At 53.1% G+C, this 26967-nt stretch carries 25 protein-coding genes and 2 tRNA genes; 24 read left to right on the forward strand and 3 right to left on the reverse strand.

The genetic code is table 11. The features are described from left to right. Position 1: 1 nt before the first annotated feature. The 16 genes from WC515_04830 (at position 2) to lpxI (ending at position 12239) form a co-directional block, all read left to right on the forward strand. Positions 2 to 466, forward strand: coding sequence for a septation protein SpoVG family protein (locus WC515_04830; protein MFA5146679.1), 465 nt, complete (start codon positions 2 to 4; stop codon positions 464 to 466). Positions 467 to 562: 96 nt separating this feature from the next. Beyond that, positions 563 to 636 (forward strand) — tRNA-Gln (locus WC515_04835). 14 nt (positions 637 to 650) lie between these two features. After that, complete coding sequence (locus WC515_04840; protein MFA5146680.1) at positions 651 to 1922, forward strand: NTP transferase domain-containing protein; 1272 nt, start codon at positions 651 to 653, stop codon at positions 1920 to 1922. After that, complete coding sequence (locus tag WC515_04845) at positions 1919 to 2860, forward strand: ribose-phosphate pyrophosphokinase (GenBank protein ID MFA5146681.1); 942 nt, start codon at positions 1919 to 1921, stop codon at positions 2858 to 2860. Before WC515_04840 ends, WC515_04845 begins: the two co-directional genes overlap by 4 nt. 17 nt (positions 2861 to 2877) lie before the next feature. After that, positions 2878 to 3591 carry a 50S ribosomal protein L25 gene (locus WC515_04850; protein MFA5146682.1) on the forward strand — a complete coding sequence of 238 codons (714 nt, stop codon included), beginning with the start codon at positions 2878 to 2880 and terminating at the stop codon, positions 3589 to 3591. Further along, on the forward strand, positions 3588 to 4166 hold the full coding sequence (gene pth / locus WC515_04855) for an aminoacyl-tRNA hydrolase (GenBank protein ID MFA5146683.1): 579 nt from the start codon (positions 3588 to 3590) through the stop codon (positions 4164 to 4166). Before WC515_04850 ends, pth begins: the two co-directional genes overlap by 4 nt. Before the next feature lie 135 nt (positions 4167 to 4301). Continuing rightward, positions 4302 to 4583, forward strand: a complete 282-nt coding sequence (gene rpsF / locus WC515_04860; GenBank protein ID MFA5146684.1) for a 30S ribosomal protein S6 — start codon at positions 4302 to 4304, stop codon at positions 4581 to 4583. Further along, positions 4583 to 5062 carry a single-stranded DNA-binding protein gene (locus WC515_04865; protein ID MFA5146685.1) on the forward strand — a complete coding sequence of 160 codons (480 nt, stop codon included), beginning with the start codon at positions 4583 to 4585 and terminating at the stop codon, positions 5060 to 5062. The genes rpsF and WC515_04865 overlap by 1 nt, the downstream gene beginning before the upstream one ends. A 15-nt stretch (positions 5063 to 5077) precedes the next feature. After that, entirely contained in the window at positions 5078 to 5350 is a 273-nt protein-coding gene (gene rpsR / locus WC515_04870) for a 30S ribosomal protein S18 (protein MFA5146686.1), read from the forward strand. Positions 5351 to 5365: 15 nt separating this feature from the next. Further along, on the forward strand, positions 5366 to 5809 hold the full coding sequence (rplI, locus tag WC515_04875) for a 50S ribosomal protein L9 (GenBank protein ID MFA5146687.1): 444 nt from the start codon (positions 5366 to 5368) through the stop codon (positions 5807 to 5809). Positions 5810 to 5850: 41 nt separating this feature from the next. Continuing rightward, entirely contained in the window at positions 5851 to 7209 is a 1359-nt protein-coding gene (dnaB, locus tag WC515_04880; protein ID MFA5146688.1) for a replicative DNA helicase, read from the forward strand. A gap of 3 nt (positions 7210 to 7212) precedes the next feature. Then, entirely contained in the window at positions 7213 to 9531 is a 2319-nt protein-coding gene (gene bamA, locus WC515_04885; protein ID MFA5146689.1) for an outer membrane protein assembly factor BamA, read from the forward strand. A gap of 21 nt (positions 9532 to 9552) precedes the next feature. Next, on the forward strand, positions 9553 to 10062 hold the full coding sequence (locus tag WC515_04890; GenBank protein MFA5146690.1) for an OmpH family outer membrane protein: 510 nt from the start codon (positions 9553 to 9555) through the stop codon (positions 10060 to 10062). Positions 10063 to 10069: 7 nt separating this feature from the next. Beyond that, positions 10070 to 10924 carry a UDP-3-O-acyl-N-acetylglucosamine deacetylase gene (lpxC, locus tag WC515_04895; protein MFA5146691.1) on the forward strand — a complete coding sequence of 285 codons (855 nt, stop codon included), beginning with the start codon at positions 10070 to 10072 and terminating at the stop codon, positions 10922 to 10924. Between the two features lie 36 nt (positions 10925 to 10960). Next, complete coding sequence (fabZ, locus tag WC515_04900; GenBank protein MFA5146692.1) at positions 10961 to 11431, forward strand: 3-hydroxyacyl-ACP dehydratase FabZ; 471 nt, start codon at positions 10961 to 10963, stop codon at positions 11429 to 11431. A 4-nt stretch (positions 11432 to 11435) separates the two neighbouring features. Next, positions 11436 to 12239: a UDP-2,3-diacylglucosamine diphosphatase LpxI gene (lpxI, locus tag WC515_04905; protein MFA5146693.1), complete on the forward strand. Its 804-nt coding sequence runs from the start codon at positions 11436 to 11438 to the stop codon at positions 12237 to 12239. 5 nt (positions 12240 to 12244) lie between these two features. Here the strand turns inward: lpxI and WC515_04910 are convergent, their stop codons facing one another. From WC515_04910 to WC515_04920, 3 genes are all read right to left on the reverse strand, one after another. Further along, positions 12245 to 13768: a glutamine synthetase beta-grasp domain-containing protein gene (locus WC515_04910; GenBank protein ID MFA5146694.1), complete on the reverse strand. Its 1524-nt coding sequence runs from the start codon at positions 13766 to 13768 to the stop codon at positions 12245 to 12247. Positions 13769 to 13861: 93 nt separating this feature from the next. After that, positions 13862 to 15001: a lipid-A-disaccharide synthase gene (gene lpxB / locus WC515_04915; GenBank protein ID MFA5146695.1), complete on the reverse strand. Its 1140-nt coding sequence runs from the start codon at positions 14999 to 15001 to the stop codon at positions 13862 to 13864. Between the two features lie 2 nt (positions 15002 to 15003). Continuing rightward, entirely contained in the window at positions 15004 to 15924 is a 921-nt protein-coding gene (locus tag WC515_04920; protein MFA5146696.1) for a Gfo/Idh/MocA family oxidoreductase, read from the reverse strand. A gap of 158 nt (positions 15925 to 16082) precedes the next feature. Here WC515_04920 and WC515_04925 point away from each other — a divergent pair, with 158 nt between their 5' ends. From WC515_04925 to WC515_04960, 8 genes are all read left to right on the forward strand, one after another. Next, a complete protein-coding gene (locus tag WC515_04925) occupies positions 16083 to 17906 on the forward strand; it encodes an ABC transporter transmembrane domain-containing protein (protein MFA5146697.1) in 1824 nt (607 codons plus the stop codon). Positions 17907 to 18009: 103 nt separating this feature from the next. Then, positions 18010 to 18876, forward strand: coding sequence for a 30S ribosomal protein S2 (gene rpsB, locus WC515_04930; GenBank protein MFA5146698.1), 867 nt, complete (start codon positions 18010 to 18012; stop codon positions 18874 to 18876). Between the two features lie 13 nt (positions 18877 to 18889). After that, positions 18890 to 19474: a translation elongation factor Ts gene (gene tsf / locus WC515_04935; protein ID MFA5146699.1), complete on the forward strand. Its 585-nt coding sequence runs from the start codon at positions 18890 to 18892 to the stop codon at positions 19472 to 19474. A 72-nt stretch (positions 19475 to 19546) separates the two neighbouring features. After that, a complete protein-coding gene (gene pyrH, locus WC515_04940) occupies positions 19547 to 20263 on the forward strand; it encodes a UMP kinase (protein ID MFA5146700.1) in 717 nt (238 codons plus the stop codon). A 7-nt stretch (positions 20264 to 20270) separates the two neighbouring features. After that, entirely contained in the window at positions 20271 to 20828 is a 558-nt protein-coding gene (frr, locus tag WC515_04945) for a ribosome recycling factor (GenBank protein ID MFA5146701.1), read from the forward strand. A 151-nt stretch (positions 20829 to 20979) separates the two neighbouring features. Beyond that, positions 20980 to 21055 (forward strand) — tRNA-Lys (locus WC515_04950). A gap of 419 nt (positions 21056 to 21474) precedes the next feature. Further along, a complete protein-coding gene (locus WC515_04955; GenBank protein MFA5146702.1) occupies positions 21475 to 25944 on the forward strand; it encodes an HAD-IIIC family phosphatase in 4470 nt (1489 codons plus the stop codon). A 58-nt stretch (positions 25945 to 26002) separates the two neighbouring features. Further along, positions 26003 to 26962, forward strand: coding sequence for a cation diffusion facilitator family transporter (locus tag WC515_04960; protein ID MFA5146703.1), 960 nt, complete (start codon positions 26003 to 26005; stop codon positions 26960 to 26962). The last annotated feature ends 5 nt before the right edge of the window (positions 26963 to 26967 follow it).

The following is a 26967-nucleotide window of genomic DNA, read 5'->3' on the forward strand; positions in this document are numbered from 1 at the left end:
GATGATGGAGATCACTGAGGTAAGGATTTTCCCGAAAGAAGGCCAGGACAAGAAATTAAAGGCGTATGCGACGATCACATTCGATAACGCTTTCGTGGTGCGCAACGTGAAGGTGATAGACGGGAACAAAGGTTTTTTTGTCGCGATGCCTTCGAGAAAGATAAAAGAGCCGTGCCCCAAGTGCGGTTTCCGGAATGCGGTAAGGAGCAAGTTCTGCAACCAGTGCGGCACATCTCTGCCGCAGACGGAACCGAGGGTCCAGAACCCGGGAGAAGATATGGCCCGGCAATCCGAACATAAGGATATCGCTCATCCCATAACTGCCGAATGCAGGGAATATATACAGAAGAAGGTGCTTGAGGCATACGAGAACGATAAGAAGAACCCCTCCGCGCGCCCGGCCGAACCGAAGGGCTATTCCGGCCCCAGGATGGTCGAGGAAGAGGAGAATGATATAGAGCTGTAATTGGTCCACAGTCCACGGTCGATAGTCCACGGTGTAAAGCATATATAGGACGGTGGCCGTAGACCGAACGGCCCAGCAGTGTCTCACCGAAGAAGTTGGGAGGTCGTTCAATGGTAGGACACGAGAATTTGGGTCTCGCTATCTTGGTTCGAATCCAAGCCTCCCAGCCAAACAGGAGCGCATCTTGAAAGATACGATCGCCATAGTCCTTGCGGCAGGACGGGGCACCAGGATGAATTCCCGGACGCCCAAGGTGCTTCACGATATCCTCGGTAAGCCGATGATACACCATGTCCTCGATAGCGTGAGACAGGCGGGGGTAAACGACATAGTGGTCATCGCCGGCCACGGGAGCGCACTTTTAAAGAGATCGCTGCCGGATGCCAGGGTGCTCGTGCAGAAGGAACTGCTCGGGAGCGGCGATGCCGTGAATACGGCGCGCAAGGCGCTCGGTCGCTACACCGGTGATCTCCTGGTGGTGTGCGGAGATACGCCTCTTCTCAGGGGCGATACCCTGCGGGAACTGATCCGTACACGTAAGAGTTCCGGCGCCTCGGCGGTGGTGCTCACCACAGACCTTAAGGACCCGACGGGTTACGGGAGGATAGTCAGGGACGAGAACGGCGCCGTGATCAAGATCATAGAAGAGTTGGAAGCAGGTCTCTATGAGAAGGTCATAGAGGAGATAAATGTAGGTTCATACTGTTTCAGGGCGGAAGATCTCTTCGATGCCCTTACCGGAGTGAAGCCGGATAACGATAAGAAAGAATACTTCCTCACCGACGTGATCGCGGTCATGAATAGAAAGAAGAAGACGGTGAAGGCGCTGAAGACGGACGATACCGATGAGGCGATAGGGGTGAATACGAAGAACGACCTTGCGGAGGCTACACGGATCATGAAGGGCAGGGTCATGAGCGAACTTATGCTGGGCGGCGTGACCATCTACGATCCGTCTTCGACGACGATATACCCGGGTGTCAGGATAGGCGCAGATACCGTCATATACCCGAACACTATAATAGAATCGGATGTGGAGATCGGGAAGAACGCGTCGATAGGGCCTTTCGCGCGCCTGCGCCCCGGAGTCCGTCTGGAAGATAATGTAGAGGTCGGGAATTTCGTAGAGCTGGTCCGCACCGAGATAGGCGAAGGCACGAAGGTCAAGCACCACACCTATCTCGGCGACGCGAAAGTGGGCAAGAACGTCAATATCGGAGCAGGCACCATAACGGCCAATTTCGACGGCTCAAAGAAGCAGAGGACCGTTATAGGCGACGGCGCTTTCCTTGGGATCGGGACGAGGCTTATAGCCCCGGTCAGGATAGGCAGCCATGCCGTCACCGGCGCAGGGTCTGTCGTGCCTAAGAACAGGGACGTACCGTCCGGCGCTACCGTAGTGGGCGTGCCGGCCAGGATATTGGGCATTGCAAAGAAAAAGAGGGTGAGACGATGAAGAACGGCATATTGCTATTTAGCGGTAACGCCAATAAGAAGCTGGCGCTCGATATCTGCAAATTTCTCAAGGTCAGGCTGGGTGACGCATCGGTCGATACATTCTCAGACGGTGAGATACGGGTCAAGATCAACGAGAATGTGCGCGGCCACGACGTATTCGTGATACAGCCTACATCGTCCCCCGCGAACCAGAACATCATGGAGCTTCTCATAATGATAGACGCGCTCAGGCGCGCCTCGGCGCAGAGGATCACGGCGGTCCTCCCTTATTTCGGATATGCCAGGCAGGACAGGAAAGACCAGCCGAGGGTCCCTATCACGGCAAAGCTCGTCGCGAACCTCGTGACGGTAGCCGGCGCCGACAGGGTGCTCACCATAGACCTTCATGCCGGCCAGATCCAGGGATTTTTCGACATACCCCTTGACCACCTCTTTGCCGTAAAGATCTTCGCCGACTATCTCAAGAAACTTAAGTTCAACCACAGCCTCGTCATCGTTACGCCCGACGTAGGAGGCATAAAGACGGCCAGGTCCTACGCGAAACGCCTGAAGTGCGGGCTCGCGATAGTCGACAAACGGCGCGTTAACGACAGGGAGGCGGAGGTCATGCATATACTGGGCGAGGTCAAAGGCAAACACGCCGTGATAGTAGATGATATGGTGGCCACCGCCGGTTCATTGGTAGAAGCGGTAGACGCGATCAAGAAGGCGGGGGCGAAGGACGTATACGCTATCGGCACCCACGCCGTCCTCTGCGGTCCGGCGATAGAACGCCTCAGGAAGTCGCCGCTCAAAGAACTTATGGTGACCGATACTGTGCCCATACCGAGGGAGAAGATGATCGGCAAGATCAAGGTGCTCTCCGTGGCGTCGCTTCTCGGCGAGGCAATAAAGAGGATCCACGAAGAGGCATCCGTAAGCGTCCTGTTCAGATAAGAAAGGAAGAGTCGAATATGGAGAAAGTCATACTTAAAGCGGAAGTGCGGGAAGGCGCGGGGAAGAGGACAGCGAAAGATCTGCGCGCGAAGGGCAGCATCCCGGCCGTAGTCTATAAGGGCGGCAAAGACGCCATGAAACTGCAGGTGACGATAAGAGATCTCGATGAGGTCATCCACACCAGTGCCGGCGAGAACGTCATCATCACATTGAACATATCCGGTCCCGATAAGCATAAAGAGAAGACCGTGATAATAAAAGAGATCCAGCGGGATCCCATAAAGGACGGGATCCTGCACGTCGATTTTAACGAGATCTCCCTTACCGAGATGCTCAAGGTGAATATACCGCTGGCGGCGCACGGCGAGGCCTCCGGTGTCAAGAAAGACGGCGGTATCCTCGAGCACATCATGTGGGAGGTGCAGGTGGAATGTCTCCCCGCGGATATCCCGGAGAAGATCGAGGTCGACGTATCTAATATGAATATAGGCGATTCCATCCTGGTGAAGGGCATAAAGGTGCCGGAGGGAGTGAAGATACTGAATGACCCCGAGCTTATCGCTTTCATCGTTAAACCTCCCAAGGTAGAGGCGCCGAAAGAAGAGATAGCGGAAGAGTCCAAAGAGCCGGAGCTGATCAGGGAGAAGAAGGAGAAGGAAGAGGGCGAAGAGGAAGCGGCCAAGGAGGCCGAGAAGCCGGCAAAAGAGGCAAAGAAGGAGCAGGATAAGTGAAGTGCATAATAGGGCTGGGGAACCCGGACCTGAGATACAGGTCCACCAAGCATAATGTCGGCGCGAACGTCATCAAAAAGATAGCGGCCGAGAATAGCATACGTATAAACAAGAACGCCTATTCGTCGCTTATAGGCAAGGGGAAGGTCTCCGGCGAGGATGTCATCTTCGTCTTCCCGCAGACGTATATGAACCTTTCCGGGCAGGCGGTCAAGGATATCTTTATGAATGAGATGAAAGATATAAAGGACCTCCTGGTCGTATGCGACGATATAAACCTGAAGCTCGGCAGGGTAAGGCTGCGGAAGAAGGGGTCATCCGGGGGGCATAAGGGGCTTGAGTCGATCATACGCGAACTGGCCAGGGATGACTTCGCCCGCCTGAGGGTCGGCATAGCGACCGATGTCCATAAAGGGGATATAACGAATTATGTCCTGACCCCGTTCAAAAGACACGAGATGAGGAATGCCGCCCATGCCATTACGCTCGCCAGGGATGCCGCCGTCTGCTGGATAGAGGAGGGCATAGAGAGCGCCATGGCGGAGTTCAATAAGAAAAAGGCCGGGACGTCCTGAAACAGCGGATCAGATTATGGTTGCATTAGGTTATATAGTGTGTTAATATTATAAAAATAAATACATTACCCCGACGAAGCAAATCTTCTTTGGATCACAGGAGCTGCGAAGGCGGGAAAAAAAGGATGAAACAAAATGAATGATTATGAAGCCCTGTTCATACTGAAGCCGGATATTTCCGAAGAGGATACGAAAGGCCTCTGTAAGACCATTACGGAGGTCATCGTTAAGAATTCCGGCACCGTCAAAAAAGAAGAGAATTGGGGCAGGCGCCCGCTCGCCTATCCGGTGAAGAAGTCAAAAGAGGGGTACTATTATAAAGTCGACTTTAACGCCCCGGCCGAATCCGTAGCGAAACTCGACGCCGCTTATAAATTGAACCAGTCCATACTGAGGACCCTGATAACGAGGCGATAATGGCCAACCTTAATAAAGTGCTCCTGATAGGAAATCTGACAAGGGACCCGGAGTTGAGATATGTGCCGAGCGGCACGGCAGTGGCTACGTTCACCATAGCGGTCAACAGGTTCTACACGACGCCGGCCGGCGAAAAGAAGGAACAGACGTCATTTATAAGGGTCGTGGTATGGGGCCGCAGGGCGGAGGTCTCCGGTGAATATCTTTCCAAGGGAAGCCCGGTCTTCGTGGAAGGGCGTCTTCAATCGAGGGCGTGGGAGACGCCGGACGGCCAGAAGCGCAGCACCATCGAGGTTGTAGCCGATAATATCCAGTTCCTGAGAGGCGGAGACCGCCAGGGGAGCGCGGCAGCTAAAGATGCGGCCGCCACCGAAGAAGTGGCCACCATAGACCTGAGCGAGGAGCCGCCCGTATCCGGTGACCAGGCAGGCACAGGTAAGCCGGCCGCACCCGCATCAGACAGCGAAGTCCCATTTTAATACGAGGAGAACCATATGCCACCAAGATTCGGTAGAGATAAAGATAAACCAAAAAAGCGCGAACCCGGAAAGAAGAGGGTCTTCAGGAGAAAGCCGTGTAAATTCTGCATAGAGAAGGTGGAGAAGCTTGACTATCTCGACTACGGCAGGTTCCAGAAATTCATAACTGAGCGCGGGAAGATCATACCGTCTAGGATCTCGGGGAGCTGCGCGAAGCACCAGAGGCAGCTTGCCCGCGCCGTAAAGAAGGCCCGCATCGCGAGCCTCCTGCCGTTCGTCGCGGAATAATAAAGGATAAATACGATGAAAGTGATACTGGTCGAAGATATAGATCGCCTGGGGAAGATGGGTGATGTGGTCACGGTCAAGGAAGGGTATGCGAGGAATTTCCTCATACCCAAAAAGAAGGCCAAGGAGGCCACTCCCGGCAACATGAAACTGCTGGAGACGCTGAAGAAGAAAGCGGCCGAAGTGGAACGCAAGAAGATGGAAGAGATGAAGGCGCTTGCCGACAAGATCTCCGGCCTTTCGTTGACCATAGGCGCCGCGGCAGGTGAGGAAGATAAACTTTTCGGCTCGGTGACCACCGACGCCATAGCGAATGCCCTGAACGCGGAGCATATCGTCATAGACAAGAAAGATATAATCCTCGACGAACCGATCAAGAAGCTCGGCGTCTATCAGGTTATCGTAAAGGTACACCCTGAAGTGAAGGCAAATCTGCGGGTGTGGATAGTAAAGCAGTAATTTTCATAACGCGCGCATAGTCCTCCATGCCATCACAGGAAATGATCGAAAAGATACCGCCTCAGAGCCTGGATGCGGAGACGGCCGTCCTGGGTTCGATGCTCCTGGACCATAATGCCATCTCCCAGGCAATAGAGTTTTTAGACGCCTCATATTTCTACAGGGACTCCCACAAAAAGATATACTCCGCCATAATCAAACTCTTCGAAGAGAACAAGGCCGTAGATATCGTAACTCTGGTAGAAGAGCTTAAGAAGGCCGGGACTCTCGACGAGGCCGGCGGGCCGGCGTATATCGCCAACCTCGCGTCGGCCGTCCCCACCGCGGCGAATATCGTCCACTACGCAAAGATAGTGAAAGAGAAGATGATACTCCGGCACCTCATAAATACATCAACGCAGATAGTCACGGAGTGCTATGACACGACCCAGGATATAGACGAGCTTGTCGACAAGGCGGAGCAGCTCATCTTCGATATATCTTCCAAAAAGGTGGAATCGCGCGTCTCTTCGCTGCGCGAGGTCATCAAGGGATCGATCGAAACTATAGATAACCTTTACCAGAGGAAAGAGAATATAACGGGCCTGGCCACGGGTTTCAGGGACCTCGATATAAAGACGGCGGGGCTCCAGATGTCCGACCTGATAGTCGTCGCGGGACGGCCTTCTATGGGCAAGAGCGCGCTGGCCTCCTCCATAGCGGAACATGTTGCCGTCGTGGAGAAGATACCGGTCGCGTTCTTCAGCCTCGAAATGTCCAAGGAGCAGCTCGTCCAGAGGATGCTCTGCTCTCACGCGCGGGTCGATGCCCACAAGGTCAGGACGGGGTTCCTCTCCCAGGCGGACTGGCCGCGCCTCGTCAGCGCCGCCGGAAAATTATCCGAAGCACCCATCTATATAGACGATTCTCCCGGCATAACTGTGCTTGAGCTCCGCGCAAAGGCGCGGCGCCTGAAGGCGCAGCATGACATACAGCTCATAGTCCTGGACTATCTCCAGCTGATGCAGGGTCCTGCCAGGGCGGAGAGCAGGCAGCAGGAGATATCGGAGATATCGCGTTCTTTGAAGTCGCTGGCCAGGGAGCTCAACGTCTCGCTCATAGCGATAAGCCAGCTCTCCAGGGCGGTAGAACAGCGCTCCGACCACAGGCCCCAGCTTTCCGACCTCCGGGAATCGGGGGCCATAGAACAGGACGCGGACCTTGTCATATTATTGCTCAGGGAAGAGTACTATAACCCTACGGACGAGAACAAGGGCCAGGCGGAGGTCATAATAGCGAAACAGAGGAACGGCCCGGTGGGCAGCATGATGCTCGCTTTCGTCGGGGAATATATGAGATTCGAGAACCTCGCGCCCTCCCGCGGCGAGGAATTTGTGGATGTCGATATGGAGCGCGTCTAAACTATGAAGAAGATATTGATCGCGGCAGCCCTCTCCGTCCTGACCGCCCTGGCGGTGAACGTTACGGTCACAATGGATGCCTCTGCCCAGGGCGACAGCGAAGGGAAGACGATAACGGACCTCCGCGTTAAAGGGAATAAGGCGATAAGCAAGGAGACGATCATCTCCAAGGTGAAGGCGAAGGTGGGAGACCTCTTCAATAACGAATCCCTTAACGATGACCTCAGGCGGCTTTATGCGACGGAATATTTTACCGATGTATCCATAGATGTCGAGGACCATGAGAAAGGCATCGCGGTCACTTTCATCGTAAAGGAAAAATCGGTGGTGGGCGATATCATCTTCGAGGGTAACCGCGCGGTGAGGGATACGAAGCTCAAGTCCCTGATGAAGACAAAGCCCAACGAGATGCTGAACCAGGTCCTTCTTGCCCAGGATATGGTCGATATAAAGGATTTTTATGTGAAGAAAGGGTACCCGTCGATAGATGTCAAGTACTCGGTCGATGTGGACGAGGCCGTCAATAAGGCCACTGTCACGGTCACTGTCGACGAAAAGTCGCGCGTTAAGGTGGCCAAGATAACGATCACAGGCAACAAGGCGGTGAAGACGGGCAGGATAGTGAAGTTCCTGGCGACCAAACCGGCATGGCTTTTCAACAGCGGCGTCTTCAAAGATGACCTGTTCCAGGAGGACCTGGAGAAGATAAAATCCGTTTATGATGACGAAGGTTTTCTCGATGTCGAAGCGGTCCCCAGGATGGAATACAGTGAGGACGGCAAGCTCCTCTACATAACCATAGAGGTCAGGGAGGGGAAACAGTACAAGGCGGGCAACGTAGCCGTCAAAGGAAATCTCGTGCTGCCTGAGAGCGATATCGTTTCAAAGATGAAGCTTAGATCCGGCATGCCGTTCTCGAATAAGACCCTGAGAGGCGACGTGGTCGCGGTGAGGCAGCATTATTACCATTACGGGTATATGAACGCCTCCATAGATATCGACAAGAACCTCAACGCCGCCACAGGCGACATAGACGTCACTTATATCATAGACGCCAAAGAGCTCGTCTACGTGGGCAAGGTGGAGGTGCGGGGCAACACCAAGACCAAAGATATCGTGGTCAGGAGAGAACTGAGGCTCTATCCCGGAGATAAGTTCGACGGTGAAAAGATACGCCGTTCGAAGGAGCGGCTCTATAACCTGGGCATATTCGAGGATATAGGGTTCGACGCGGAGCCGACGAGCAACCCGGAGACGCAGGATCTCGTGGTGAGCGTAAAGGAAGGGAAGACCGGGGAGTTCTCGTTCGGAGGCGGTTACAGTTCCGTCGACCAGCTGCTCGGTTTTGTGGAGGTCTCACAGAGAAATTTCGATATATTGAACTTTCCCACATTCACCGGCGCGGGGCAGAGCATGACGGTGAAGGCGGAGATCGGTATGACGAGGGCCAATTATGACGTGAGCTGGACCGAACCGTGGATCCTGGGATACCCCGTCTCTCTGGGGCTCGATTTCTACCAGACGTCCCACAGGAAAGAGCTGGATATAGGATGGCCGTACGATGAGCAGCGGACCGGCGGAGACGTGCGCCTCGGTAAAGAGTTCACGGAGTATCTGCGCGGCGACGCGATGTACAAACTGGAGCAGATCCACATAGGGGACGTGGTCGAGAACGCGTCCCAGGACCTGAAGGACGAATCGGGCACCAATATGCTTTCGAGCATGCTTTTCCAGCTGACGTTAGATACGAGGGACAACATATATAACCCCGGCCGCGGGTACGTGATCAACGGCTCGATCGAAGATGCCGGCGGTATATTTTTCGGCGACAAGGACTATGTCAAAGGCACCGCCACAGCCGCTTATTACCACACCTTCTTCGATAAGTTCGTCCTGGAGCTCAAAGGCAGGGCCGGGCTCGAGAACGCTTACGGCGACTCCGACGAGGTACCGATATATGAACGGTTCTTCGGCGGCGGCGCAAATACAATACGCGGCTACAAGGAGAGAAAGGTGGGCCCGAGGGACCCCGGTTCGAACGATCCTATAGGAGGCGAGGCCATCGTCGTGGGGAACGCGGAAGTGACATTCCCCATTTACGAAAATGTACTGAAGGGTGCCATATTCTATGACGTGGGAAATGTGTGGCGCCGGGCGGAAGATTTTATTGTCGGCGGCGGATATAAGCACGGTATCGGCATAGGGGTGAGGGTCAAGACACCGATAGGCCCCGTGAGCCTCGATTACGGCTATCCGCTTGTGAAGAATTTTGAAGATGAGAAGACCGGCGAGTTCTATTTCAAGATGAGCCGGGGATTTTAATAGGAAAAAAGGAGGAAGGTCATGAGCAAGAGGATAGTTTTGTTAACGGTCGCTCTCTTCGCTATAGCGGCATTCACATCGGGCCTGGCCCGGGTCGCGTGCGCTGCGGAGCTAAAGATAGCGTATGTGGACATGGGGAAGGTCTTCTCCGACTATAACAAGACGAAAGACGCCGAAAAGGTCATGGAGGAGAAGACGAAGGTCAAGGAAGGCGAGAGGAAGACGCTTGTGGATGAATTGAGGAAGCTGAAGGACGAGCAGGCGCTCCTTTCCGAGAAGGCCAAGGCGGAGAAGCAGACGATCATAGACGAGAAGGTGAAGAACCTGCAGGAATTTGACAGGAAGGCGCGGGATGAGCTCATCAAAGAGAGAAACGATAAGCTCGGCACCCTTGTAAAAGACATGGAGAAGGTCATAGAGGATTACGCGAAAGAGTCCGGTTATGACTTCATCGTGGATTCCCGCATCCTTCTTTACGGGAAAGAGCAGTACGAGGTCACCGCCGAGATCCTGAAACGCTTAAATAAATAGGACCGGGGTGATCGGAGAAGTGGCAAAGCAGAGGACCATAAAAGACCCCGTCGAGATAGAGGGCGTGGGTCTTCAGACCGGCGCTAAAGTAAAACTGTCCCTGAAGGGCTCTCCCGCGGGAAGCGGAATAAACTTTATAAGGGTCGATCTCCCGAATAAACCACTCCTTAATATCCAATCGTTCAATTTCGATGAGTCGGTCTCCAGGGAGCGCAGGACCGTCCTCGGCATAGGGCCTCTTGAGATCCAGACGACGGAACATTTTCTTGCGGCGCTGGCCGGGCTCGGCATAGACAATATAATAGCAGAAGCGGATAACGCAGAGCTCCCCGGGCTTGACGGAAGCGCCGCCGGTTTCCTGGCCGCGCTTAAAAAAGCGAAAGTGATCGAACAGGAGAGCTCCAAAAGAGAGATCGCGTTAGACTCTCCCGTATGGTGCGCGGATAAAGACGCATTCCTGGCCGTCTTTCCCGGCGATGGGTTCAGGGTGTCGTATACGATGTCATATCCTCACCCCGCTCTCGGCACACAGTTCCTGAGTTTAACGGTGGATGAGGCCGCGTTCGAGGGCCAGATCGCCCCGGCGAGGACATTCTGCCTGGAAGAGGAAGCGCTCGAGCTCCTGAAGAGGGGGTTGGGCAAAGGGGCCGATTATGACAATACGCTCGTGATGGGGAAGGGCGGCCCCATAAAGAATGCATTAAGGTTCCCCGATGAGCCGGTGAGACATAAGATACTGGACCTCATCGGCGACTTATGTCTGGCGGGCGCGCCGCTTAAAGGCCACGTCGTCGCTATAAAATCCGGGCACCGGTTGAATATGGAGATGGTGAAAAAATTAAAAAAGATAGTTAAGGGTTAGGGGTTGGGAGTTAGAGGTTAAGCGAAGGAGAATGACATGGGAAAATCGGAACTCGATATAAAAGGCAAGCCGATCGATATCAATATGATACAAAAGATACTGCCTCACAGGTATCCGTTCCTTCTTGTCGACAGGGTGCTCGAGGTGAGCGCGGAGAGGGCAGTAGGCATAAAGAACGTGACCATAAATGAACCTTTCTTCCAGGGCCACTTCCCGGGCCATCCCATCATGCCGGGTGTCCTCATTTTGGAGGCGATGGCGCAGGTCGGCGGCGTAGCGGCCCTCAATATGAAAGATAATATCGGTAAACTCGCGTACTTCCTGACCATAGACAACGCCAAATTCAGGAAGCCGGTCGTGCCCGGGGACCAGCTGGTCATAGAGGTCAATATAATGAAGGCCAAGTTGAGCATCATGCAGGTCCGCGCCGTCGCGAAGGTGGAAGGCGCAGTGGTCACGGAGGCCGAATTCAAGTTCGCTTTTATCACTCCAAACGAAACCGCATAACCATATGTCCCGCATAGGCCTAGTCGCCGGAGAGGGAAAACTTCCGGTCGTATTTTCAAAGATAGCCCGCGCCAGGGGCGACACCGTCATAGGGTTCGGCATAAAAGGGATCACATCCGACGAGCTTGAGCGCCACGTGGAGAAGATGCACTGGGTCAGGTGGGGCGATCTCAAGAAGGCCATATTCCTGCTCGTCACGGAGCGCATCAAGGATATCGTCATGCTCGGGAAGATAAAGAAAGAGATACTCTTCAAGGAAGAGGAAAAATTGGACGACGATGCTAAGAAGGTCGTGGGCGTCGTCCGGGATAAGAAGGATTACGCCATCCTGAACGGGGTGACCAAAGCCCTTGCCGTCGCAGGCATACAGGTGATAAGTCCGGCCGCATATCTCAAAGACCTTATACCCGTCAAGGGTGTTTTGACAAGGAGAGGACCCACCGCCGCCGAAGAGAAGGATATCGAATACGGGAAAGAGGTGGCCCTCACCCTGTCACGGTTCGATATAGGCCAGACGACGGTGATCAAGGAGAAGACGGTGATAACGGTTGAGGCGGCGGAAGGCACGGACGAGACGATAAAAAGGGCAGGCGCGCTCACCGGAGGCGGTTTCACCGTAGTTAAGATGGCCCGTCCCGATCAGGATATGCGGCTTGACGTCCCCCTGGTCGGGGTAGAGACGATAAAGGCGGTGGCGGACGCAAAAGGCAGCGTCGTCGCCCTGGAAGCAGGTAAGACCCTCCTCTTAGACAGAGAAGATGCGGTAAAACTCGCCGACGATAAAGGGATCTCCATCGTCATAGTCTGATGATCTTACAATATCGGAAGGTACTTCTTCACCTCGTGGCTCGTGACGTGGATCCTGTACTCTTCCCACTCTCTCTTCTTATTGATCAGGAACCTGGTGAAGATATGCTCTCCGAGCGCCTCTTTCAAAAGGGCGCTCTTCTCCGTTTCGGCTATTGCCTGTGACAGGTTACCCGGCAACGCGATCAGCCCGCGTTCCTGCCGTTCCGACATCTCCATCTTATAGATATTGGGTTCAACAGGGTCCGGTATCTTATACTTCTTCTCTATCCCCTCAAGGCCCGCCGTAAGGATGGCCGCAAAGGCGAGATATGGGTTGCATGCCGGATCGGGGCAGCGCAATTCGGCCCTCGTAGCCTTCTCGTTACCCGGCCTGTAGAGAGGGACCCTGATCAGCGCCGTCCTGTTCCTCTGCGCCCACGATACATAGACCGGCGCCTCGTAACCGGCCACCAGACGCTTATAGGAGTTGACCCATTGCGCTGTGAGCGCGCTTAACTCCCGGGCGTGTCTTAACTGCCCGGCGATGAACTGTTTCGCCGTCAGGGAGAGATGGTATTTATCGTCCTTGTCGTAGAATGCGTTCTTGTCCCCTTTAAAGAGGGATTGATGTGTATGCATGCCGCTCCCGTTGACGCCGTATATCGGTTTCGGCATGAAAGTGGCATAGACATTATGGGCCTTGGCGACCTCTTTTATGCAGTAGCGCGCGGTGATTATATTGTCGGCCATTATCAGCGCCTCGCTGTATTTAAGGTCTATCTCGTGCTGGGACGGGGCCACTTCATGATGGCTTGCCTCCATCGGTATACCCATATCCTCGAGTATATTCACCGTCTTATTGCGTATGACGTCGGCGAAGTCATTCGGTATCAGCTCAAAATACGTCCCTTCATCGAGGACCTCGGGGGACTTATCGGATTTGAAGTAGAAATACTCGAGCTCAGGCCCTATGTAATAAGTGTAGCCCAGCTTCCCGGCGCGTTCCAGGGCCCTCTTCAATACGTATCTTGAGTCGCCGGCATAAGGCGTCCTGTCAGGGTTGAGGATATCGCAGAATAACCGCGCAACCGTTCCCGACGACTCTTCCCACGGCAATATCTGGAACGTGGCGGCATCGGGCATCGCGATGATGTCCGACTCCTGCGCCTCGGCGAAACCCGTCACCGAAGAACCGTCGAACCCCTTGCCATGATAAAGCGCCTCCTCGAGGTCGCGCTGGGTGATAGATACGCACTTGAGTATGCCCAGGATGTCGACGAACCATAGCTGTATCGTGCGTATGTTGCGTTCCTTTACGGCCCTGAGTATGCGCTCCTTCGCGTCTTTAGCGGAACGCATGTTCCTTATATCGGTATCTTTCCCTGTATGGGTCTTTTTAAGGTGCTTCAATTCGTCCTCCTCTATGATGTACTGCCTGCCGACACGGGACGCCCTGATCGACCCCTTCTGTATCTTCTCGACCACCGCCTGGCGCGATATCCCGAGCAGCTTTGCGGCCTCCGTAGGGCTCTTGTACCCTTTCTTCATATGTTCCTCCTTGATTTATGCTACTTGACACTTGTCAAGTATACTACATCACTTGACAACTGTCAAGTGAAAAAGAGCGGATATTATTTGGCATTAACGGAGGAGCGGAAAGATCGCGCGGGCGGCGCGCTCGGAGGCGCCCGGGGTACCGAGAGATGCGGCGACGGACCTGAGGGAGGATACGATCCCCGCCCTTCTTTTGTCATCGGCCAGTATGGATACGGCCCTCTCCGCTATCTTTTCCGGCGTCACATCGAACTGGAGAAGCTCCGGGACTATCTCCCTGCCGGCTATGATATTGGCAAGCCCCAGGAAAGGCGTCCTCAACACTATCTGGCTTGCCACATATGTCAGGAAGTTCACTTTATAGACGAGCAGGAACGGCTTTCCCAGAAGCGCGGTCTCCAGCGTCGCGGTCCCGGAGGCGACTATCGCGAAGTCCGCGGCGGCGACTATGTTATACGTGTCGCCTTCCGCCAGCGCTATATCGACGCCGGACCCTTTCATTATATTTTTGTAAAGGGCGGCGGGCAGGTCTTTGAACTTTGCGATGACGAATTGCACGTTCTTCACCCTGTTCTTTATGAGGGCAGCCGCCGAAAGCATGGGCGTCAGGAGCGCCGTCACTTCGAGCGTCCTGGAACCGGGCAGCAGGGCGACGGTCATCTTATCCTGTGAAAGGCCGTATCTTTTCAGCGTTTCTGACCTGGGGAGCGTGGCCTTCACCGTCTCCATGAGCGGATGGCCCACCCACTCGGCTTCTATGCCGTGCCTCCTGTACAGCTCCTCCTCGAATTTAAAGAAGACGACGACCTTCCTGACGCACTCTTTTATTATCTTTATCCTGCCCGCGCCCCATGCCCATACCTGGGGGCTTATGTAGTAGACGACAGGGATGCCCCTTTTTTTGAGATAACGGGCAAGGCGCAGGTTGAAACCGGGATAGTCGACGAGTATGGCAAGGTCCGGCCTTTCGCGGCCTATCCTGCCGATGACCGCCGATCGGGCGGCCTTCACCGCAGAGAGGTTCTTTATCACCTCGACGAGACCTATGAGGGCAAGTTTCGATATGTCATATACGACATCGACGCCGGCCTCCCTGGAGAGATTACCCCCGAGCCCGAAGAACCGTAAAGACGGGTCGAGCGACTTCAGGTCTTTTACCAGGTTGGAGGCGTGGAGATCCCCCGAGGGTTCTCCGGCGACTATCAGGATCTTTTTAGGGGATGCCATCGTCACTTGGCAGGTTTTATCTTTTCTATTATTGCGAGCGCGACCTGGAGGGCGCGCCTTCCTTCAACGCCGGATACGACGGGGCGTTTGCCTGTCCTGACGCATTCCACGAATGATTTGAGCTCTTTCTTGAGCGGCTCTTTCTTCTTTATCCGTATCTTCTCTTTGATTATCTTATCTTCGGTCTTCCTGAATATCGCCGCTTCCTGGCTCACGTAATCGAGGGAGATGTAAGAGTCCTCCTGGAATATCCTTATCTTGCGCACGACGTCCTTGGTGACGCGGCTGGCCGTGATATCCGCCACTGTGCCGTCTTCGAACGTGAGGCGGACATTCGTCACGTCCTCATAATCCGATATGGTGCTCAATCCCACCGCCTCTATGTTGGCGACCTCTTTCTTCACCAGCCCCAGGACTATGTCTATGTCGTGGATCATCAGGTCGAGGACCACGCCCACGTCTTTCACCCTCTTATGAAAAGGGCCCAGCCGCTGGCACTCTATGAATTTCGGTTTTTCGAGGTATGGCTCTATGGCAAGGACGGCCGAATTGAACCTCTCTACGTGGCCAACCTGGAGTATGAGCTTACGGTCTCTGGCTATTTCTATGAGCTCATCCGCTTCGGAGAGCGTCTTGGTTATCGGCTTCTCTATCAGTACGTGGATATCGTGCAGCAGGAAATCTTTGGCTATATTGTAGTGGAGGCTTGTGGGTACGGCTATGCTCGCCGCGTCTATCTTTCCGAAAAGCTCCTCGTAATCGCTATAACTCGCCGTGTGGTACTTTTTCCCCACCTCCAGCGCCTTTTCGATGTTACAGTCGCATACCCCTACAAGCTTTACGTCTTTGAGCCGGGAATAGACCTTGGTATGTATGGAACCGAGGTGGCCCACCCCTATGACCCCTATGTGCGTCTTCTCCATAGATGCTTCCTATTGGTATATATTAGGTTAAGATTATAGCATTTGATGCAACGGGTTACAAGAGATTTCTCAAAAGGGCCGTTTTGCCGGTACAAATTTACCTCGACAAAGAGGTGCCGCTGTGTTAACATATGCATCTATATCCTCAGGACAGAAAGATGAAACAGTACATAAGATTGCTGAAATTTGTGTTGCCGCACGCCTGGGTGCTTGCGCTGGCCGGGGTATGCATGGTGGCCTCATCCGCGTTCAGCGGGGTCTCCCTGAGCATGATCATCCCCCTGGTCGACAATATCATCACAGGGAAGAAGATACTGATACCTCCGGGTGTCACCCTGCCGCCGGTGGTGCAGGACCTGGTCAACGCGGCAAACACGATGTCCCCGATGGTCCTCCTGAACCGCATGACGCTCATAGTCATGATCCTGTGGTTCCTGAAGAACCTCTTCGAGTTCCTCCAGACGTACTTCATGAACGACGTCTCCCAGCGCGTCATAAAGGACGTCAAAAATATCATCTATAAGAAGGTCCTCACCCTGGGCATGGACTTCTATTATAAGAACCCGACCGGGAAATTGATGTCGCGCATCACTTACGACGCCGCGATAATACGCGATTCGATCTCGACGGGCGTCACCGACCTCCTATACCAGCCGATACAGCTCCTGATATACCTGGGGCTTCTCTTCACGATAAAGATATACTTTTCGATATCCTGGGTCCTCATCTTCGTGAGCATATCCCTCTTCCTCCTTGTCATATACCCGGTCGTCAAGATAGGGAAGCGGCTCAAGAGCATATCCCGGCAATCGCAGGAACAGATGGCCGACATAACAACGACGCTCCACGAGACGATCTCGGGTATACGCGTCGTGAAGGCGTTCTCTATGGAGGGGTATGAGGCGGAGAAGTTCGAAAGGCAGAACGAGCAGTTTTACCGGCTTTGCATGAAATCGGTGAAACGGATGACGGTGGTGAGCCCCATAACCGAATTCGTAGGTATGTTATGTATAGCGGTGATCCTCTGGATAGCGGGCAAAGAGATCCTGTCGGGATCGCTCTCCGCCGGCGCTTTTATAACGTTCCTGGCGAGCCTGCTCTCCATCATGAGGCCGATAAAACGGCTTACGAACGTCTACAGCATAAACCAGCAGGCGATGGCCGCAGCCGCAAGGATATTCGAAGTGCTCGATACGGTCCCGTCGGTATCCGAGAAGCCGGGGAGTGTCGGGATCCGCAGGATAAGGGATAGTGTGATCTTAAAAGACGTATATTTCAGGTATGAGGATAAGGATATCCTTAAAGGCATCAACCTGGAGGTCAAGGTAGGCGACATCGCCGCCTTCGTAGGGCCGAGCGGCGTAGGGAAGACGACCCTGGTCAACCTGATACCGCGTTTTTACGATGTCTCTAAAGGGGCCGTGCTGATCGACGGCATCGATGTCAGGGACGCCTCTTTCGGGTCACTGAGAGGCCAGATAGGCATAGTGACGCAGGAGACGATACTCTTTAATGATACGGTGGCGGCCAATATCGCCTACGGTTCCAAGAACCGGAAGATAGGCGACATAATGAAGGCCGCCCAGATAGCGAACGCGCATTCGTTCATAATGGCCATGCCCAAAGGTTATGACACGATGATCGGCGAACGCGGTTTCCGCCTTTCCGGAGGCGAGAAGCAGCGCATAGCGATAGCCAGGGCCGTATTCAAAGACCCGCCCATCCTGATACTTGACGAGGCGACCTCCCAGCTCGATACCCAGTCCGAGATCCTTGTCCAGGAGGCGATAGACAGGATGATGAAGGGCAGGACCGTCTTTGTCATCGCGCACCGTCTCAGCACGATAAAACACGCCACGTTGATATATGTCATGGACGGCGGGCGCATAGTGGAGGCCGGTTCCCACGATTCCCTGATAGGGAAAGACGGCCTGTATAAGCGGCTTTACAATATGCAGTTCAGGGACAGCGTATTGAGTTAGAAGGAAAAATGTATTGCTATTTTGGACCTTATTGATATAATATTAGGCCCTATATCGGGAATGCAAAAATCGCAGAAAGAGAAAGGAAGAAAGGTTTAAAACTATGGTAGATTCTACATTGACCAAGACATTATTGGAGGCAGGGGTACATTTCGGTCATGAGACCAAACGCTGGAACCCGAAGATGAAGAAGTTCATATTCGGGGAGAAGAACGGTATCTACATCATAGATCTGGAGAAGACGAAAGATGCCGTGGCAAAGGCGTGCGCTTTCCTTAAGAGCGTCTCATCGTCCGGGGGTAACGTCCTGTTCGTGGGCACCAAGAAGCAGGCCCAGGACATCATAAAGGACGAGGCCCTCAGGTGCGATATGTTCTACATCAACCAGCGCTGGCTCGGCGGCACGCTCACCAATTTCCAGACGATAAAGAAGAGCTTAAAGCGCCTGAGCGAACTCGAGAAGATGAAAGAGGACGGCAGGATGGCGAAACTCTCGAAGAAAGAGGCGTCCCAGCTCAACAAAGAGGGGGTCAAGCTCATAAAGAACCTGGAGGGGATACGCTCGATGGATAAACTGCCCAGGGCGGTCTTCATCGTGGACTCCAAAAAGGAAGAGATCGCCGTCAAAGAGGCGAAGAAACTGAATATACCGGTCGTAGCGCTTGTCGATACGAACTGCGATCCGGATGTCATCAATTACGTCATCCCGGGGAACGACGATGCCATCAGGTCGATAAAGCTCGTCACGAGCATAATGGCCGACAGCGTGATCGAGGGTAAGGAGGCGTTCGTAAAGGGCGAAGAGGACGCGAAGGCGGAGGCGGAAAGAGAAGCCGCCGAAGAGGAAGGCGAACCGATCAAAGTGCTGGATACCAAGATCGAAGAGCTGGTCGAAGGCGATCTGAAGCTGAAGGAGGATGAGGCCGCGCCGAAAGACGTCCCCATCAAGAAAAAGAAAAAAGTGAAATAGAAAGGCGAGTAACATGTTAGACGCGATAAAGAAACTGAGAGAGAAGACGAACGCCGGCATTGTGGATTGCAAGAAGGCGCTGCGCGAGTCGAACGGCGATATAGATAAGGCGATAGAGGTATTGAGGAAGCAGGGCGTGACGCTGGCATCGAAGAAGGCGGGGCGCCAGGCAAAGGAAGGGCGCTCGGAGAGCTATATACACCTCGGCGGGAAGATCGGCGTGCTGGTAGAGGTGAACTGCGAATCGGATTTCGTCGCCAGGAACGATGATTTCAAGACGTTCGTGAAGGATGTCGCCATGCAGGTCGCGGCATCGAATCCTATTTACGTGAGGAAAGAGGACGTGCCTGCCGAGGCCATAAAGAAAGAGACCGACATAATAAAGGCGCAGGTTGTCGGGAAGCCCGAGAACGCGATACAGAAGATAGTCGAAGGGAAGCTCACCAAGTTCTATGAGGAGGTCTGCCTCCTGGAGCAGCCTTTCATAAAAGACCAGAACCTGAAGGTAAAAGATATCCTCACGTCCATGATAGCCAAGATCGGCGAGAATATAATAATCCGCCGGTTCGTAAGATACCAGGTGGGGGAAGAGGTGTAGCGGCGGGGTTTAGGGAAGGAATATACTATCAGGGTATAGGGTATAGGGTATAGGGTATAGGGGATAGGGAAGATGAAGAAGGCGGCTTTTAAAAGAGTCGTTTTGAAGTTGAGCGGAGAGGCGCTCCAGGGCCGTCTCGGGTCAGGCATCGATTATGACGTCATCGCCTCAATAGCGCGGCAGATAAAAGAGGTGAAGTCGCTCGGTATCGAGATCACCATAGTCATCGGCGGCGGTAATATATTCCGCGGCATAGCGGGCTCCTCCAGGGGCATCGACAGGGTAAGCGCCGACTATATGGGCATGCTGGCGACGGTGATAAACGGCCTCGCCCTGCAGGGCGCGCTGGAGAGCGCGGGCGTCTTCACGAGGGTGCAGACCGCCATAGCGATGGAAGAGCTGGCAGAGCCCTATATAAGGCGCCGGGCGATAAGGCATCTTGAGAAGGGCCGCGTCGTGATCTTCGTCGGCGGCACGGGCAACCCTTACTTTACTACCGACACCACCGCGGCGCTCCGGGCCATCGAGATCGGGGCCGACGTCATCCTGAAGGCCACGAAAGTGGACGGTGTCTACTCGTCCGATCCGGTCAAGAACAAGAAGGCCCGCAAGTACGACACCCTGCGATACATCGATGTCCTTAAGAAGGGGCTCAAGGTCATGGACGCTACCGCGACGAGCCTCTGTATGGACAATAAATTGCCGATAATCGTATTTAACCTCCAAAAAGAGGGGAATATAAAGAGGGTCATGACGGGCGAAAAGATAGGAACGATAATAAAGGGGTGAGGCGCTTATGACTATAAAAGAGATCGTCCACGATACCGAGATGAAGATGAAGAAGACCATAGAGGCGACACAGCGGGAGTTCTCCACCATAAGGACGGGGAGGGCCTCGAGCTCTCTCGTCGAGGGGATAAAGGTCGACTACTACGGCGCGCCGACGCCGCTGAAACAGCTGGCCGCGATATCGGTCCCCGACGCCAAATTCATCGCGATACAGCCATGGGACAAATCGTCGCTCGCCGATATTGAGAAGGCGATAATGAAGTCGGATATAGGGATAACGCCTACCAACGACGGGAAGTCGATACGCCTATCGATACCCCCGCTCACCGACGAGCGCCGCGCAGAGCTGGACAAGATACTGAAGAAGATAGCCGAAGACGGACGCGTATCCTTAAGGACGGCCCGGCACGTGGCCATAGAACACGCGAGGAAGCTCGAGAAGGACAAGGTCGCTACGGAAGACGAGAGGTTCAAGGCGCAGGACGACATCCAGAAGCTGACCGACAAGCACATCAAAGAGATAGATAATCTTCTCGAAGCGAAAGAGAAAGAGATCGCTGGGTAGCTACTTTAGGGTTGTCCAGCATCCGGCGAGTACGTTGATAGTTTTGCTCCGCGAGGAGGTTCTGAGAGCACTCTTTTAAATTTCATAAATCAGAGATTTATCGAAATTTATTTATTCGCTCTCAGAACGCAAATTTTCGGAGAAAATTTGCGGGCCGCTAGCTCATCTGGTAGAGCACCACACTTTTAATGTGGGTGTGGCAGGTTCGAGTCCTGCGCGGCTCACCATTAGAAAAAGCCCTTCAGATAAACTGGAGGGCTTTTTCTATGTAGGCTTCTGTGGCGAAAATATCCGAAGGAATTCGGCCGCCGTTTAAAAATCGACGCTCGTCAGCCGATAGGTTCGCTCCGAAAGGGCTCTTTTGAGGTTTAAATTTTCAGAGAAAATTCAAACCTCATTTTTTCCCTTTCGGAGTGACAAATCGCAGAGCGATTTGTCTAAGTCCTGCGCGGCTCACCGGCGAAAATATCCGAAGGAATTCGGCCGCCGCTTAAAAATCGACGCCCTTCAGCCGATAATGACACATCTTTGGCGCAGGGGCTACTTAGAAAAGACCACCTTCCCGTAAAACCAAAAAAAGTTAGCTCACTTTCTGTTGCTTTAACTCAACCTATATGATAAGCTTATAGTACAAATTATGAGATATGTGCATAGATATAAGCTTAAAGAGCTGATAAGAAATGGATCTGTTTGGGCAAGCCGGGCGAGTTCAGCCTGGCTTTTTAATTTAAAATTTAGAAAAGTACTCGTCACCGCCATATCTCTGGGCATTTCGGCCTCTTTTTATACGGAATCGGCCTGTTATGGCCTTGCCACACTCCCCGCTTCGCAAAATCCTGTCATCAAGCGGGAGATCCTTGCCGCGCTGCATAGGACCAAGATCAGGTACGCCGAATCCGAAGACGCGATAAGGCTGCTCAGGGCTAACAATGCGTCATGCCTTCTCCTCTCATCAGGCAATTACCTCGTGACGAAAGAGGTCGCTCGGGATGACACAGCATTATTGAGAGCCATTATCCATGAGGATATAGAGGCGATCATGCAGATAACGGCCAAAGACGATAAGTATCGATATCGAGGTATAAAAGAACTTATCCTTAAGCACTTCCCGCCCGGTAAAAATAACGATCTGCCCATGGAGTCGTATGTAAACCATACCGTTGCAAGTGCCTTCGAATGGCTTGTTCTCACAGAAGACGGTGTAGCGCATAATGGCGATATACCTGAAAGCGAATCGGTTTTTATCGGCGCTATAGCGTCTGTCATAATTGCCAATAAACACAACTTATTCACCGATGAATTCTGGGACTCCGGGATCCGCGGCCGTAAGATAAGAGAGGCGTTGCGGAAGGGGATGAGATTTTATTTAGCGGCCTCACCCAATAACGCAGCGCTTCTGGATAGAAGGTCGTACGGAATGGAAGTGGATGACGTCATTTATGACAGTCGTATCTATACGGCACTATCCAATTGTTCCCAGGTGCCCGGTAGCGTCAGGGATATCCCTCTTTACTTTAAAGAAGAGAGCGAATTCAGCCGTTATTTTGACGTCGACACAGTTGAGACGGGAGGACAAACAGGGGAGGACTCATCCGGCCGGGAAATATATATGCAGTATCGCATCAAGTATAAATTGAGGCCGTGTTACGTGGAAAAGGTAAATTTCTCCGTCTCGCATCTCATATGCGGGATAGTTAACAACCTGAACCCGCCCCTCCTGAGGTTCCCGGTCTGGGATGGCGAATACAACCATAGTGACGTGGTCTTCGATCTCTTCAAGAAAGAGACGCCGCCGTATGAAGATATCTCCGCTGAAGCCCGGATGTGGATAGACCGTTTTAGCGCTATTACCGGCGAGCGGGAACTGGCATTTTGCATTGCGCGCGCGCCGGAGATAATACGGCATTATAAAGACAAAATATCATGGGAGGTCTTCTTATCATCCTTGGCCCCGAATTTAATGGCGGAACGCCGCAGGAACAGGATAGGGGACATAACTGCGGCGAGCGTCGATAATTTATGCGGCCGTCTGGCAGATATGGGGTATTCAGACGCTGGCTTTAAAGAGGATATCGACCGATTGCTCGGCGAAGAGTTCTTCCGGGATTTTCGCAATATGGCAGATATCATAAAATTGGAGAGGAGATCGTTGGCCCATTTTATAGAAGTCCGCGAGGTCACCGCCGAGAGCGTGATCGGTGCCACAGAGTGCGGTTGTCTGAACGAAGACATGGAGGAAGCAAGAAAGCGATATCCGCCGATAGACGAAAAACAGGGGTGCAAAATATATAATTCGGTGGGTTACAGATCCTCCGGACCGCCTTCATATGGACCGGACGAAACGGTCTATTCCTACGATATCGTTCTTAAACAGACCGTTGCGGGACCCATGCCTTCTTCAATAGCGCGGCGTTTATTGGCCGGATCGAACGGTGACGGAAAAGAGACGATGGAGCTGGTGAGAAGATTGAATGGAATGGATGACGCCTCTTTTAGAGAGGAATGCCTGCGCCTAGGGCTGTTCAATGGCGAGGGCGATGAGGCGCGATCTTTCAGGAGAAATACGGTGCGGGTAGCCTGCGATATCCTGCACACCACGATAGGGAGGCTTGTTGCCGAAGGATGCAGGATAGTGTCCATAGACGAGTCCGACAGGACCGAAGAGGACTACGAGGGCGGGTACAATCTACCACAATTTGTATTTTACAATATAAGCTATGACGAACCGGCCATAAAGACAACGGACTCCAAGACGAGAAAATGCCTCGTCCTTGACTGTGACGGTGTCTTATGGGGAGGAGTGGTGGGAGAGGACGGCGCGGACGGCATTAATTTAAGCCCGGCACATCTTGAGTTTCAGAGGCGTGTGAAGGCCCTGAAAGAGAGAGGGGTCATCCTGGCGCTAAATAGTAAAAATAACCCAGAAGATGTGTTGGGGGCTTTTGCTGCGCACCCCGAGATGCCTTTACGGCCGGACGATTTTGCAGCCATAAGGGTCAATTGGAACGATAAGGCGACAAATATTTCGGAGCTCGCCGCGGAGCTGAATATAGGATCGGACAGTATGGTCTTTCTGGATGACACTCCGCATGAGAGGGCCCTCGTCAGAAAGATGCGTCCGGAGGTCCTTGTGCCGGATATCCCGGTTTTCCCAGACGCCTATCCCTCTTTTATCAAGAGCCTTGATGTTTTCGGAAAGGATAGACCCGTTACGCCGGAAGATATGAGGAGAACGGAGATGTATGCGGCCATGCAGAGCAGGAATGCTCTGCGCAGCGCGTCGGCTTCCATGGAAGAATATTACCGCTCGTTGGACATGAAAGTGGTGATAAGGGAAGGGCAGGAGAACCTGCCGTTCGTATCCCGGATAGTTCAATTGATCGAGCGGACGAACCAGTTCAACCTTACGGGCAGGAAGCGAACCGAAGAGATGGTGCATTCCAATGTGACCACCGCCGTCCTGGCCGAAAGGGTGTATACGATGGAATTGAGCGACAGGTTCGGCAATGCCGGTATAGTCGGAGTTATGATCCTCACGCGGCCTTTCGACAAAGGGTACAGGATAGACAGGTGGTATGTAGATACTTTCTGTATGAGTTGCAGGGCCATAGGCCTTACAGCCGAAGAGACATTCATGGCCGAGGTCGCAAATAGGCTGAGGAGCGAGGGTACTAAATATCTAGAAGGTAAATATGTGTATACAGGCAAGAATGGGCTTGTAAAGGATGCGTACGGCAGGCTTGGATTCAGGGAGGTCGGGACCGACAGGGAAGGGGGTGTCCACTGGGAAGCGTCCCTGAATGATGCGGTATTGAGCCCCCCTGCGCATATCGAAATATACGATAGCGCAAACCGGATGTTCGAACCGCTGCCGGAACTCGTCTACTCCGGCGGCATCGAAAGCGTCGCTTCCTATCTTTTTACATTGGCCAGGAATAACGGACTGGACGATACGCGGCTAAGGGAATCCTTTGCGCGCGCCCGGCAAGCTATAAAGGAACCCGATACACTGAGAAATCTTTTGTGGTTGGAGATAAACTTGCTCGGATTTCATACGAAGGTCATCAACATCCCGGGCGAGTATAAGACGGCTCATGCGACCTGCGGTAATATCAGGAAAGTAACGGATCGTCTTGTAGCAAGCGGCTATAATATACTGCATGTTGAGGAGACCGGACGGGAGAGGACCGGCAGCGACCTGGGCGAAGTGGATATCAGCTATAAAGTCTATTATTGCCTGCCGGGCAAGGCGGCTATCGTACGCGAGGCCGTACCCGTATATGATTTTATCAACGACGAAAAGTGGATCGACCGTTTCCGCGATCTATTGGATCAAAACCGGTATCAGTTGGGGAGATCGTACTACTCTCTGGTCACCATCATACTGCCGTCTTTTCAAACGGGACATGCAAACGATACGGATGAAGAATGGTCCCGGTATATAAGAGAGCATCTTTTCAGGACACCGCCGGATATGTTAGGCAGGACCGGAGCGGCCGCACCGGATGATCTGAATACAAAAAACGCCGCCGAAGAGATATCCTGGGTAACATTCCTCTTATCAGACCTTATCTATGCGCAGCTCAATGAGGACCGGATCTACGAAATAAGATATGATACCTCGCGGCTTACGCCTTCACAGGCGGACACGATAGAGACCTATATAGAATTGCTGAAACGCAGGGCTTCCAGGCCCGATAATATAAGATCAAGGCCTTTTTCGAGCGCGCAAGGCTCAGAAGAGTCGCTTATCGCGGTATACTGTTCGGGTGAAGATTTTAAAGGAGAAGGGCATGTAGACGTATCTATACCGGAAGGTGGGATAGACAAATATCTTTTAAAAATCACCGACATGATAAATATCGCCCTCGCATCAGCCAGCATACCGGACGACCTTTCGAGGGAAGATGTCGATATATACAGGCCTATATTAAGCTATATCAGCGACAGGCATAAGGCGATACTTGAGGAAGCGCTCGCTATCCCGGAAGATCCCGGAGATATACTGAAAGCGATAAGAAGGATAGTCCTTAAGCTGCCTGTCTCTATGCGCGCGGATCCGGACAGGATCGAAGAGTACAACAGGCTCACCAGAGAGGCCCTTACAGCGGCATAATCCCGGTAAATTCACCCGTCACTTGATTACAGACCTGTAAAGAAGTATAATATCGCAGATGTCAAAGACCGTCTCCGCAAAAGAGAAGTACATGATGAGGGCTGCAAGTATCAGCCTCTGGTTCAATGTCGCGCTCTTCATCTTTAAGCTCGCGGCGCTCATCGTAGTCCGTTCACTGGCCATCGCAACGGATTTCTCGATAACGGTGGTAGGGCTTACGGTCTCCATAATCCTTTATAATTCGCTGAAGTTATCGGTGAGGCCCGCCGACCTCCTGCATAATTACGGCTACGGGAAGGTCGAACACGTATGCGAGGCCATGGAGGGAATAGTCCTCATCGGGATAGCCGCCATCATGTCCTTCCAGGCGTTCGCGACGTTCTTCCATCCGAGCCACGTCACCTTTCCATGGATAGGATTTGCCTCAAGCTCGCTCAGCCTGACGCTGAATTTTGTAGGGGCCTTTTTCATATTCAAGCTGGCACGCAAGAGTTCATCTCCGGCAGTCAGGGCGGAAGGGGTCCACTATATGCTGGAGGGGTTCATATCGACGGCGATCGCGTGCGCTTTTATAGTCACCATACTGTTGACGACGGGCCCATATGCGCATATAGGGCCGTACATCGACCCTGCCGTTACCATACTCGTAGGCATCGCGATCTCGTTGCCCTCACTCAAGCTTACGAGGCAGGCCTTCGTGAATTTACTGGATGTCTCTATCGAGGAGCCGGGCAAGATGGAGGCCGTGGTGCGCCTCGCCCGGCACGCGGACCTATACTGCAATTTCAAAGACCTGAAGACGCGCACCGCGGGCCATAAGAAGTTCATAGAGGTGAAGATAATCCTGCCAAAGGACATGCCGTTTTCCATGGCCCACGATATCGTATCGAAGATCGAGAGCGATATCGCCTCCGGGGTCCCCGACAGCGAAGTTACGGTTACCATGGTGCCCTGCTCGAAAAACTGCGGGTTATTGCAGGACCACAAACCCTGCCCTTATATCGAAGGCGTCGTTTAAGGCCG

The sequence above is a fragment of the Candidatus Omnitrophota bacterium genome (assembly GCA_041650805.1).
In the GTDB taxonomy this organism is placed as follows: domain Bacteria; phylum Omnitrophota; class Gorgyraeia; order 2-01-FULL-45-10; family 2-01-FULL-45-10; genus JBAZKM01.

Bases quoted from the DNA above. Each gene is read 5' to 3' on its own strand.
- WC515_04830 (MFA5146679.1), top strand. From the start codon at position 2: ATGATGGAGATCACTGAGGTAAGGATTTTCCCGAAAGAAGGCCAGGAC.
- WC515_04845 (MFA5146681.1), top strand. From the start codon at position 1,919: ATGAAGAACGGCATATTGCTATTTAGCGGTAACGCCAATAAGAAGCTG.
- WC515_04850 (MFA5146682.1), top strand. From the start codon at position 2,878: ATGGAGAAAGTCATACTTAAAGCGGAAGTGCGGGAAGGCGCGGGGAAG.
- rpsF (MFA5146684.1), top strand. From the start codon at position 4,302: ATGAATGATTATGAAGCCCTGTTCATACTGAAGCCGGATATTTCCGAA.
- WC515_04865 (MFA5146685.1), top strand. From the start codon at position 4,583: ATGGCCAACCTTAATAAAGTGCTCCTGATAGGAAATCTGACAAGGGAC.
- rpsR (MFA5146686.1), top strand. From the start codon at position 5,078: ATGCCACCAAGATTCGGTAGAGATAAAGATAAACCAAAAAAGCGCGAA.
- rplI (MFA5146687.1), top strand. From the start codon at position 5,366: ATGAAAGTGATACTGGTCGAAGATATAGATCGCCTGGGGAAGATGGGT.
- dnaB (MFA5146688.1), top strand. From the start codon at position 5,851: ATGATCGAAAAGATACCGCCTCAGAGCCTGGATGCGGAGACGGCCGTC.
- bamA (MFA5146689.1), top strand. From the start codon at position 7,213: ATGAAGAAGATATTGATCGCGGCAGCCCTCTCCGTCCTGACCGCCCTG.
- WC515_04890 (MFA5146690.1), top strand. From the start codon at position 9,553: ATGAGCAAGAGGATAGTTTTGTTAACGGTCGCTCTCTTCGCTATAGCG.
- fabZ (MFA5146692.1), top strand. From the start codon at position 10,961: ATGGGAAAATCGGAACTCGATATAAAAGGCAAGCCGATCGATATCAAT.
- lpxI (MFA5146693.1), top strand. From the start codon at position 11,436: ATGTCCCGCATAGGCCTAGTCGCCGGAGAGGGAAAACTTCCGGTCGTA.
- WC515_04910 (MFA5146694.1), bottom strand. From the start codon at position 13,768: ATGAAGAAAGGGTACAAGAGCCCTACGGAGGCCGCAAAGCTGCTCGGG.
- lpxB (MFA5146695.1), bottom strand. From the start codon at position 15,001: ATGGCATCCCCTAAAAAGATCCTGATAGTCGCCGGAGAACCCTCGGGG.
- WC515_04920 (MFA5146696.1), bottom strand. From the start codon at position 15,924: ATGGAGAAGACGCACATAGGGGTCATAGGGGTGGGCCACCTCGGTTCC.
- WC515_04925 (MFA5146697.1), top strand. From the start codon at position 16,083: ATGAAACAGTACATAAGATTGCTGAAATTTGTGTTGCCGCACGCCTGG.
- rpsB (MFA5146698.1), top strand. From the start codon at position 18,010: ATGGTAGATTCTACATTGACCAAGACATTATTGGAGGCAGGGGTACAT.
- tsf (MFA5146699.1), top strand. From the start codon at position 18,890: ATGTTAGACGCGATAAAGAAACTGAGAGAGAAGACGAACGCCGGCATT.
- pyrH (MFA5146700.1), top strand. From the start codon at position 19,547: ATGAAGAAGGCGGCTTTTAAAAGAGTCGTTTTGAAGTTGAGCGGAGAG.
- frr (MFA5146701.1), top strand. From the start codon at position 20,271: ATGACTATAAAAGAGATCGTCCACGATACCGAGATGAAGATGAAGAAG.
- WC515_04960 (MFA5146703.1), top strand. From the start codon at position 26,003: ATGTCAAAGACCGTCTCCGCAAAAGAGAAGTACATGATGAGGGCTGCA.